A 9,283-nucleotide genomic window follows, 5' to 3' on the forward strand; every position below is an offset into this window, starting at 1 on the left:
CGGGTGCGCAACCGAACCGCGCCTCGGCCTGTTTCCGGCACAGTCAAGCCGACGCCCCGGCGTCGGCCGAACCATGCCGAAGGGAACCTCCGCACGATGAAGTCCACGCTCTCGCTCGCTGCCCTCCTCCTCGCCGCCGGCGTCGGAGCCGCCGAGGCGGCCCGGAAGCCCGTCGCCGTGAGCGACGCCTATGACGGGACCTGGAGCATCGAGGTCATCACCACCTCGGGTCCCTGCGACCGGGCCTACCGCTACGGCGTGAAGATCGAGAAGGGCGAGGCGCGCTACCCCGGCGCCGACTTCAACATCAGCGGCCGCGTTGCCGGAAATGGCGCGGTGCGCGCCACGATCTCGCGGGGCTCCGACAGCGCCAACGTCACCGGCCGCCTCGACCGCAGCGGCATGGGCACCGGAACCTGGAAGGCCACCGGCGGCTGCAGCGGCAACTGGAACGCCGAGCGCCGCGGCTGAGCCGGAGAGCCTCGGGCCCGGAGCCCGACACGGGATCGCCCTCAACCCGACGCAATCGCGGGCGAGAAGCCTCGGGCTGGTTAGGACCCGTTCGAGGCACCTCCCCGATGAAGGCATCGCTGCTCGGTCTCGTCGCTCTCTGCGCGTTTCCCTTGACCGCCGAGGCCCGGCCGGCCCCCCGGCCGAGCCAGGCACAGGCGGAGGCCGTGATGGCGCCCCTCCGCAGCGCCGCGACCGACTGCTTCGCGGAGACGGTGATGGCCAACCCCGGCGCCATGCGCCACGCCCGGGCGGGCGAGTGGTATCAGGCGGCCGGGGTCATCGGCTTCCTCTGCCGTCCCGAGGTCGACGCCATGGTGCAGGCGCACGACCGGCTCTTCGGCCAGGGCAGCGGCAACCGCTACTTCAAGGCGGGCTACGCGCGTCATCTCGACCACGAGCTCGCCCAGCGTCTCCAGCCGCTCCTGGAGCGCAAGGCCGTGGCGAGCGCCGAGCCCCCCGTGGAGAAGATCGAGACGTCCGCCGAAGAGCCGGCGAACTGATCGAGCCGGCGCGGAGCCGGGTCAGGTTTCCTTCACGAGGCCCGACAGGGGCGCGGTAAGCGAGCAGACGACGCCGCCCGGCTCGAAGCGGAATACGACCTCGCCGTCGACCGTCCCGGCGAGACCCCGCTCGATCAGCCGCGACCCGAACCCCTTGCGGGTCGGGGGCGCCACGGGCGGACCATCCATCTCCGTCCAGGTCATCCGGAACGTCTGCGACGGGCTGTCGATCGTCCAGACCACGTCCACGGAGCCCGCCGGCACCGACAGAGCGCCGTACTTGGCCGCGTTGGTGGCCAGCTCGTGCAGCATCAGCGTGAAGTAGAGCGCCGGCACCGGTCCCACGGCCACATCCGGTCCGGAGACCCGGATGCGTGCCTGCGCGTCGTCGTGAAGCTCGAGGGCCCCGGCCGCGATGCCGCGCAGATGCGCGCTGTTCGTCTGGCCCGACAGCAGCACGTCGTGCGCCCGGCCGAGGGCGACGAGACGGCTCATCAGCGACTGATGGGCGCTGGCGAGGTCCGAGGCGTTGCGCAGGGTCTGCGTCGCGATGGACTGCACGATCGCCAGGGAGTTCTTGAGCCGGTGGCTCAGCTCGTGGTTGAGCATGTCCTGGCGCGCTTCGGCCGCGCGGCGGGCAGTGATGTCGGTGGCGGCACCGAACCACTCGACGACGCGCCCATCCCCGTCGCGGATGGGTACGGCGCGGGACAGCACCCAGCCGAAGCCGCCTTCCGCCAGGCGCACGCGATGCTCGAGCTCGAACGTGTCCTCGCGGGCGATCGCCTCCGCGACGGCGGCGAGGACCGTCGCCCGGTCGGCCTCATCGATGTAGACGTCCAGCCAGCGCACGCTCGGGCTCAACGTGTCCCTGAGGACGCCCTGCCCGTCGAGATGGCGCATCTCCTGCCAGTCGGGGCTCATCCGGTAGAGGGAGTAGGCCCCCGCCGTGACGAGGGCGAGGAGGCGGCTCTCGCTGTCCTGGAGGCGCGCGCTCTCCTTGGCCATGTGGCGGCGCATCTCGACGGCCTCGGTCGTCTCCATCGCCACGTTGAGGAAGCCGACCACGGCGTCCCCGTCGCGCAGCGGGCTGTAGGAGAAGGTCCAGTAGGTGTCCTCCGGACGGCCGTTGCGGGTCATGACGAGGTGCATGTCGGTCTGATGCACCGGCTGTCCGGCCATGGCCTGCTCGATCAGCGGGCGGATGTCGTCCCAGATCTCGAACCAGACCTCGTCGATCGGCCGGCCGAGCGCGGCCGGATGGCGCGTACCGAGAAACGGCGCGTAGGCCTCGTTGTAGAGGAGCGTTCGCGCAGGTCCCCAGGTGGCGCACATGGGAAAGCGCGTCGCCATCATGAGGTCGTGGGTCGTCCTCAGCGCGGGCGACCAGGCCTCACGGGGCCCGAGGGGCGTCGCGCTCCAGTCGAATCGCTCCAGATGCGTCGGCATGAGCGGCCGGACGGGCTCGCTGGCGTGGCCGGGGCTCATTCCGCGGCCCCGGCTTCGCGATGAGAACGGCGGCGCCGGCCCCTAAGAGCGGGGCGAGCGGGTGGTCCGGCGGTCCGGTTCGATGCGGTGGTCGGGGGCGGGGCCTGCAATCGTCGATCTCGATCCCGCGGGCTGCCCGCGAGAGGCGCGCAGCCCGCCTCCAGCGAAGACAATCGAGATCGGCGCCCAGAGTTCACGTGGTGGGCGGTTCACATGGCGGGCGGTTCACGTGGGTGCGGCTCATCCGGCGCGCAGCCCTGCACCGCCGGCCCGTCGAGGCGACGAAGCCCCCATGTCGCCTCTAGCCAAAGGGGGCGCCTTCGGCCAAGTTGGCTATATCTCGTTGGATATAGCGATGGCGGGGCGAACGTGACGCAGAGCGCGTATTTCGAGGGGCCTGCCCTGCGGGCGCTCGCGGCGGGCCGGGGGCAACCGGCCTTCGCGAAGCCGGTCGAGCCGGCCGGGAACCAGCGCGACCGCATCTGGGAGCTGGCCGAGACCCTGCACTGCTCGATCGTGGGCACCTGCCTGACCACGGCCGAGGCCCGTTCCCTGCTCGCCAAGCTCGGGGTCCCGAACGCGCGCGGGATGAGCGAGCACCATCTCCATGGGCAGGTCGTCCACGTTGCCGGCCGCAAGGATGGTGGTGGCAAGCTCTTGCAGAAGGCCCTCGACCGCTGCCACCGGGCGGAGATCCGGCGCTTCGAGCAGGCGACCACCGCGGCGGAGGTGCGGGCGCTCTGGCGCGAATCCCTGGAGCGGGGCGCGATTCCCGGCGCCTACTGGGCGGCGATGACGCATCCGGCGACGGACTGGGCGCTGGTCCAGGACATCTTCGGCGAGGTGCACATGCTCTCGCACCTCGTCGGGCAGTCGAACCGGGCCGACATCCGCCGCCTGCGCCAGCTCGAAGAGAATCTGGCGCAGGCCCACGAGACCATCGCCGCGCAGGGCGAGCGCATCCGCACCCTCAGCGAGGAGCGCGACGGGCTGAGCGCCCGCGAGCGCAGCGCCGAGCGCGAGCGGTCCGTGGCGGCGATCGTGACGGCCGAGCCGCTCCCCGCCGAGGCCGAGACGATCCGCAGCCTCCGGGCCCGTCTCGCCCGAGAGCAGGCTCACGCCGAGGCCTTGGAGGAGAAGCTCGCGGTGTCGAGCGCGGCGAGCGCCCGCCTCTCCGCCGCGCTTGCCACCGAGACCGACCGCCGCCGCGCCCTGGAAACCGAGATTGCGGGCCTGGAAACGTTCCTCGCGGAGCCGGAGGACGAGGCCGCCGCATCGGCTCCGGACCGCGACGCGCTCGCCGGCCGCACCCTGCTCTATGTCGGCGGCCGGCCCCGGCACGTCGCCAAGCTGCGCGGCCTGACAGAGGAGCTTGGCGGCCGGCTGCTCAGCCACGATGGCGGCATCGAGGACGCGATGCCGCTGCTCGCCGGTCTCGTCGGGCAGAGCGATCTCGTGCTGTTTCCCGTCGACTGCGTCAGCCACGAGGCGACGGGCCTGGTGAAGCGCCACTGCGAGGCACGGGCCGTCCCCTTCAAGGCGCTGCGCAGCGCCAGCCTCGCGAGCTTCCTCCACGCGCTCTCCGAGGGCGTCCGCGCCCCGGCGTGAGCGCCTACACGCCCTCCGCGACGGCGCGCTCCGTCCGGCCGCGATAGGAGAGCGCCTCGGCGAGGTGAGAGCGGCGCACCCGCGCCTCTCCGTCGAGGTCGGCGAGCGTCCTGGCGACCCGGAGCGTCCGGTGGAAGCCCCGCGCCGAGAGCCGCATGGTCTCCGCCGCGCTGCGGATCAGGGCGGTGCCCTCGGCATCCGGTGCCGCCGCCTCCTCGATCACCGGCGCCGGGCAGGTCGCGTTGGTGACGGAGGCCGCGAGCCCCTTCCCCGCGTAGCGCTCCGTCTGCCGGGCGCGAGCCTGCGCCACGCGGGCGGCGACCTCGCGAGAGCCCTCCTCCGGCGGTGGGAGGATGAGGTCGGCGGCGGTCACCGCCGGCACCTCGATGCGCAGGTCGATGCGGTCGAGGAGCGGGCCGGAGATGCGGGCGCCGTACTGGGCGACGCAGCGCTCGTTCGGCCCCCGGCGGCAGGCGTAGCCCGGCTCCAGGGCCTGCCCGCAGCGGCAGGGGTTCATGGCGGCGACGAGCTGGAAGCGCGCCGGGTAGCTGACCCGGTGGTTCGCCCGCGCAATCATCACCTCGCCGGTTTCCATGGGCTGGCGCAGGCTGTCGAGGGTCTGCGGATTGAACTCCGGCAGCTCGTCGAGGAACAGCACGCCGCCATGGGCCAGCGAGACCTCGCCGGGCCGGGCGTTGAGCCCGCCACCGACCAGCGCGGCCATGGAGGCGGAGTGGTGCGGCTGGCGGAAGGGCCGCCGGTTCGAGAGGCGGCCCTCCTTCAGGATGCCGGCGACCGACTGGATCATCGAGACGTCGAGAAGCTCGCGCGGCCCCAGCGGCGGCAGGATCGATGGGAGCCGCGCGGCGAGCATCGACTTGCCGGCGCCGGGCGGCCCGTTCATCAGGAGATTATGGCCGCCGGCCGCGGCGATCTCCAGCGCCCGCTTGGCGCCCTCCTGTCCCTTGATGTCGGAGAGGTCCGGCATGTCGGGACCGGAAGAGGCGATCGCCGCCTGCGGCCGGGCCATCACCTGGCTACCCTTGAAGTGGTTGGCGAGCTGGATGAGCGAGCGCGGCGCCAGCACGTCGAGGTCGGAAGCCGCCCAGGCCGCCTCCGGTCCGGTCGCGGCCGGGCAGATCAGCCCGAGGCCGCGGGCGTTCGCGGCCATGGCGGCGGGCAGCACGCCGTTGACCGCGGTGATGGCGCCGTCGAGGGCGAGCTCGCCGAGCACGCAGTATCCGGCGAGCGCGTCCGCCGGCAGGGCGCCGATGGCCGCCATGACGCCGAGCGCGATCGGCAGGTCGTAGTGCGAACCCTCCTTCGGCAGGTCGGCCGGCGCGAGGTTGACGGTGATGCGCTTGGCCGGCAGCGCCAGCCCCGAGGCGATCAGCGCCCCCCGCACCCGCTCGCGGGACTCCGCCACCGCCTTGTCGGGGAGGCCGACCACATTGAAGTGGACGGAGCCGGGGATGATCTGCACCTGCACGTCGACGGCCCGCGCCTCGATGCCCTCGAAGGCGACGGTGGCGACGCGGATGACCATGAAGGCGAAGACCTCGGACGCACGGGCTCAGCCTAGGCGGCGCCCGCCGCCCGCACAATCGCGGAACCGGCCGCCGCGCCCTCCGTTCATCGCCCGCCAACAACCAAAGGAGACCGCCATGCGCTTCACGACCACCGCTCTCGCCCTCGGGCTCGCCGTCGGCCTCGCGGGCGCGGCCCGGGCGGACGAGAAGCTGCCGCCCGACCAGCAGGCGAAGGTCGAGGCGAAGCTGAAGGAGGAGGGCTTCACCAAGTGGAAGACGATCGAGCTCGACGACGGCCATATCGAGGTCGACGACGCCATCGACGCCAGCGGCAAGCAGTTCGATCTCCACCTCGACCAGCAGACGCTCGCCATCATCAAGCGCAAGGCCGAGTAGGCGCGCGCGCCGGCGGGATCGCCTTGCCATCGGGACGGGGCGCGGCCATATAGGCGTCGGGAGGTTGGCGAGGGACGTTTCACTCGCCAACCGGGTCAGGTCCGGAAGGAAGCAGCCCTAACGAGACCGAGCGGGTCTTTGTCCAGCCTCCCACCCGATGCCCGGCCTTGCCCGACATCGACGCTCCCTCCTCACAGCCCCGCGACGGCATGGACCCGACAGCCGGCACGCCCGACGACGAGCCGGGACTTCCGGGCTTTCCCGCGAGCCCGCCGGCCGCGGCCTCGCCCTACCGGGTGCTCGCCCGCAAGTATCGCCCGCAGACCTTCGCCGACCTGATCGGCCAGGGCGCCATGGTGCGCACGCTGGGCAACGCCTTTTCCGCCAACCGCATTCCGCAAGCCTGGATGCTCACGGGCGTGCGCGGCGTCGGCAAGACGACGACCGCCCGCATCCTCGCCCGTGGCCTCAACTACGCGCTCGCCGGGCAGCCCGACATCGGCCCGACCATCGAGATGCCGGAGCTCGGCATCCACTGCCAGGCGATCATGGAATCGCGCCATCTCGACGTGCTGGAGATGGACGCCGCCTCGCATACCGGCATCGAGGACGTGCGGGCGATCATCGACGGCATCCGCTACGCGCCGGTCTCGGCCCGCTACAAGGTCTACATCGTGGACGAGGTCCACATGCTCTCGGAGAAGGCCTTCAACGCCTTCCTGAAGACGCTCGAGGAGCCGCCCTCCCACGCCAAGTTCGTGTTCGCGACGACGGAGATCCGCAAGGTCCCGGTCACGATCCTCTCCCGCTGCCAGCGCTTCGACCTGCGGCGGGTCGAGGCGGACACGCTGACCGCGCATCTCGAGAAGATCTGCCGGGCCGAGAGCGTCACCGTCGAGGCGGAGGCGCTCGCCTTCATCGTGCGCGCGGCGGAAGGGTCGGTGCGCGACGCGCTCTCACTGCTCGATCAGGCCATCGCCCACGGGGCCGGCGCGGTCACGGCCGAGGGCGTGCGCGACATGCTCGGCCTCGCCGACCGGGCGCGGATCGTCGATCTGTTCGAGGCGGCGATGCGCGGCGATGTGCCAGCCGCCTTCGCCGAATTGCGCAGCCAGTACGAGGCCGGCGCCGACCCGGCCGTGGTGCTCTCGGACCTCGCCGCCTTCGGTCACCTCGTCACCCGCCTGAAGCTGGTGCCCGAGGCTGCGAGCGCCGACACGGCGCTGACCGAGGTCGAGCGCCGCCGGGGCGCCGACTTTGCGCAAAAGCTCTCGGTGCGGGCGCTGTCTCGCGCCTGGCAAATTCTGCTCAAGGCGATCCCCGAAGTCGCCGCCGCGCCCCGGCCGCTGGCGGCGGCGGAGATGGCGCTGGTGCGCCTCGCCTACGCGGCCGACCTTCCCACCCCGGACGAGGTCCTGCGGAAGCTGAAGGGCGAGGCGCTTTCGGCCCCGGCCGCACCCGCGGTCGAGCGGGCGCCCTCTCCCGCTCCAGTCACATCGGCTTCCTTGGCCCGCTCGGGACCGGCTCTCGCCGCCGTGCCGGTGGAACGGCCGATGCCGGCGCCGGCTCGCACTATGACTCCGCGGGCGGAGGTGGAGACCGGCCCCCGCCTCGCCCGCTTCGAGGACGTGGTGGCCCTTGCGGAGGAGAAGCGTGAGATCGGCCTCGTGTCGGCGCTCCGCCGGGACGTGCATCTCGTGCGCTTCGAGGACGGCCGCATCGAGTTCCGGCTGGCCGAGGGCGGCCGGGAGAGCCTGCCCAACGATCTCACGACCGCGCTGCATGCCTGGACGGGCCGGCGCTGGGTGATCACGGTCTCGAAGGAGGAGGGCGCGCCGACGCTTGCCGGCGCCGCGCAGGTCGCGGCGGAGGGAAGGCGGGAGAACGCCGCGAGCCATCCTCTGGTGCGCGAGGTCCTGGCCCGCTTCCCCGGCGCGCAGATCGTCGACGTGCGCGACAAGGCCGCCGAGCCGGCCGAGACCGAGGAGGCACCGGGTGCCCTCGCCGAGCCGCCGGCCGAAGAGCAGCCCGACGACTGACCGGCACTCCGGCCGTGCGTGCCGAAGGGCACGGCCGTGACCGCCGGGCAGTGGCGCCGAGCGAGCGGCCAGCCTAGATCGGCCTCGCGAGTTTCCTCCAGGAGGCAAGACCCCGATGCGCGACCTGATGGGCATCATGAAGCAGGCCCAGGCCATGCAGGAGCGCATGGCGAGCCTGCAGACCGAACTCGAGACCGTCGAGGTCTCCGGCGCCTCCGGCGGCGGCGCCGTCGGCGTGACCATGACGGCGAAGGGGCTCGTGAGGAGCGTCTCCGTCGATCCGTCCCTGCTGGTGCCGGAGGAGCGGGAGATTCTCGAGGACCTCATCGTCGCCGCCGTCAACGACGCCCGTGGCAAGGCGGAGGCCGCCGCCCAGGAGCGCATGGCCGAGCTGACCAAGGGCCTGCCTCTGCCCCCCGGCATGAAGCTGCCGTTCTGAGCCCGTCGGCCGGGAGCCGATCCGAGACGATCGGCTCCCGGCGAGGCACTACCGCGGACCGCCGCCGCGGCGCATCGCGATCTCCCGGCCTTCCTCGTTGAGCGCGCCGGAGGGCGCCCGCGTCTCGTCCGGGATCGAGCGCATGCCCTCGCCGGCGGAGCGGGTCGCCGGGCGGCCGGCGGCAGGATCGCCTGCTTCCCGCCTCATGGCGAGCGCCCGCCGTGCGCTCGTGGCGGTCGTCTTGCGGCGCCGCTCCTGCTCCTTGCTGACGCGCTTCACCGCCGCGGCGAGCACCGCCGCCTTCTCGCGGGTGCCGGTGTTGTCCGCGGCGGGACGGGCGCCGGAGGGCGCCGCCTTGCCGCGGACCTCGCGGCGCTGCCGGCGGGAGACGTCACGGGCCCGGTCGCGCCGCTCGCGGAGCAGCCGGAGCAGTTCCGACAGCTCGGAATGCCCTTCCTTGCCGAGATCCGGCCGACGCGACCGGTTCACCAGCTCAACCTCGTTGGTATCCAGCAGACGTTGCTCGCGGCGCCGCGATACGGACATGCATTCTCCTGTTGCTCGGGACGATGTCTTGAAAACATCGTCCGAAACGGGAGGTTGCCTCGCATCGAGCGTCTCGGGCCCTCCCGGTGCAGTCGCGCACCGGGGAGACGGTCGGGTGGGATGGGTGGGGCGGTTCGACCGTTTACGCCTCAGCTCTCCGAACGGATCGGAGCGCCGAGGCCGTGGTCCACGAAATCCGTCTCAGGCGGCGATCGCCCGGCTCGG

At 72.4% G+C, this 9,283-nt stretch carries 9 protein-coding genes and 1 other RNA gene; 7 read left to right on the top strand and 3 right to left on the bottom strand.

From position 1 onward, the window contains the following. The first annotated feature begins 96 nt into the window (after positions 1 to 96). Together MFF04_RS14995 and MFF04_RS15000 are read left to right on the top strand one after the other, a co-directional pair. Positions 97 to 471 (top strand): hypothetical protein, encoded by a 375-nt coding sequence (locus MFF04_RS14995; RefSeq protein ID WP_238276940.1) that lies wholly within the window; start codon positions 97 to 99, stop codon positions 469 to 471. Positions 472 to 578: 107 nt separating this feature from the next. Beyond that, entirely contained in the window at positions 579 to 1,013 is a 435-nt protein-coding gene (locus MFF04_RS15000; protein WP_238276942.1) for a hypothetical protein, read from the top strand. A gap of 21 nt (positions 1,014 to 1,034) precedes the next feature. Here the strand turns inward: MFF04_RS15000 and MFF04_RS15005 are convergent, their stop codons facing one another. After that, on the bottom strand, positions 1,035 to 2,501 hold the full coding sequence (locus MFF04_RS15005; protein ID WP_238276943.1) for a sensor histidine kinase: 1,467 nt from the start codon (positions 2,499 to 2,501) through the stop codon (positions 1,035 to 1,037). Between the two features lie 369 nt (positions 2,502 to 2,870). Here MFF04_RS15005 and MFF04_RS15010 point away from each other — a divergent pair, with 369 nt between their 5' ends. Next, positions 2,871 to 4,109 (top strand): DUF2325 domain-containing protein, encoded by a 1,239-nt coding sequence (locus tag MFF04_RS15010; protein ID WP_238276945.1) that lies wholly within the window; start codon positions 2,871 to 2,873, stop codon positions 4,107 to 4,109. Between the two features lie 4 nt (positions 4,110 to 4,113). On the opposite strand, the gene MFF04_RS15015 is transcribed toward MFF04_RS15010, so the two are convergent. Then, positions 4,114 to 5,655, bottom strand: a complete 1,542-nt coding sequence (locus MFF04_RS15015; protein ID WP_238276947.1) for a YifB family Mg chelatase-like AAA ATPase — start codon at positions 5,653 to 5,655, stop codon at positions 4,114 to 4,116. A 118-nt stretch (positions 5,656 to 5,773) separates the two neighbouring features. Here MFF04_RS15015 and MFF04_RS15020 point away from each other — a divergent pair, with 118 nt between their 5' ends. The 4 genes from MFF04_RS15020 to MFF04_RS15035 all read left to right on the top strand — a co-directional run bounded on the left by MFF04_RS15020 (position 5,774) and on the right by MFF04_RS15035 (position 8,512). Continuing rightward, entirely contained in the window at positions 5,774 to 6,034 is a 261-nt protein-coding gene (locus MFF04_RS15020; RefSeq protein ID WP_238276949.1) for a PepSY domain-containing protein, read from the top strand. Between the two features lie 58 nt (positions 6,035 to 6,092). Continuing rightward, an RNA gene (gene ffs / locus MFF04_RS15025) (signal recognition particle sRNA small type) lies at positions 6,093 to 6,189 on the top strand. 54 nt (positions 6,190 to 6,243) lie between these two features. After that, positions 6,244 to 8,073, top strand: coding sequence for a DNA polymerase III subunit gamma/tau (locus tag MFF04_RS15030; RefSeq protein ID WP_238276959.1), 1,830 nt, complete (start codon positions 6,244 to 6,246; stop codon positions 8,071 to 8,073). 115 nt (positions 8,074 to 8,188) lie between these two features. Continuing rightward, positions 8,189 to 8,512, top strand: coding sequence for a YbaB/EbfC family nucleoid-associated protein (locus tag MFF04_RS15035; protein WP_238276950.1), 324 nt, complete (start codon positions 8,189 to 8,191; stop codon positions 8,510 to 8,512). A gap of 48 nt (positions 8,513 to 8,560) precedes the next feature. Here the strand turns inward: MFF04_RS15035 and MFF04_RS15040 are convergent, their stop codons facing one another. After that, positions 8,561 to 9,058, bottom strand: coding sequence for a hypothetical protein (locus tag MFF04_RS15040; protein ID WP_238276951.1), 498 nt, complete (start codon positions 9,056 to 9,058; stop codon positions 8,561 to 8,563). Positions 9,059 to 9,283: the final 225 nt, after the last annotated feature.

Origin of the sequence: Methylobacterium jeotgali, assembly GCF_022179345.1 — a bacterium.
Taxonomy (GTDB): domain Bacteria; phylum Pseudomonadota; class Alphaproteobacteria; order Rhizobiales; family Beijerinckiaceae; genus Methylobacterium; species Methylobacterium jeotgali.

Excerpts from the sequence above, each read along its gene's own strand:
- MFF04_RS15020 (WP_238276949.1), top strand. The coding sequence starts at position 5,774 with ATGCGCTTCACGACCACCGCTCTCGCCCTCGGGCTCGCCGTCGGCCTC.
- MFF04_RS15040 (WP_238276951.1), bottom strand. The coding sequence starts at position 9,058 with ATGTCCGTATCGCGGCGCCGCGAGCAACGTCTGCTGGATACCAACGAG.
- MFF04_RS15030 (WP_238276959.1), top strand. The coding sequence starts at position 6,244 with ATGGACCCGACAGCCGGCACGCCCGACGACGAGCCGGGACTTCCGGGC.
- MFF04_RS15035 (WP_238276950.1), top strand. The coding sequence starts at position 8,189 with ATGCGCGACCTGATGGGCATCATGAAGCAGGCCCAGGCCATGCAGGAG.
- MFF04_RS15015 (WP_238276947.1), bottom strand. The coding sequence starts at position 5,655 with ATGGTCATCCGCGTCGCCACCGTCGCCTTCGAGGGCATCGAGGCGCGG.
- MFF04_RS15000 (WP_238276942.1), top strand. The coding sequence starts at position 579 with ATGAAGGCATCGCTGCTCGGTCTCGTCGCTCTCTGCGCGTTTCCCTTG.
- MFF04_RS14995 (WP_238276940.1), top strand. The coding sequence starts at position 97 with ATGAAGTCCACGCTCTCGCTCGCTGCCCTCCTCCTCGCCGCCGGCGTC.
- MFF04_RS15005 (WP_238276943.1), bottom strand. The coding sequence starts at position 2,501 with ATGAGCCCCGGCCACGCCAGCGAGCCCGTCCGGCCGCTCATGCCGACG.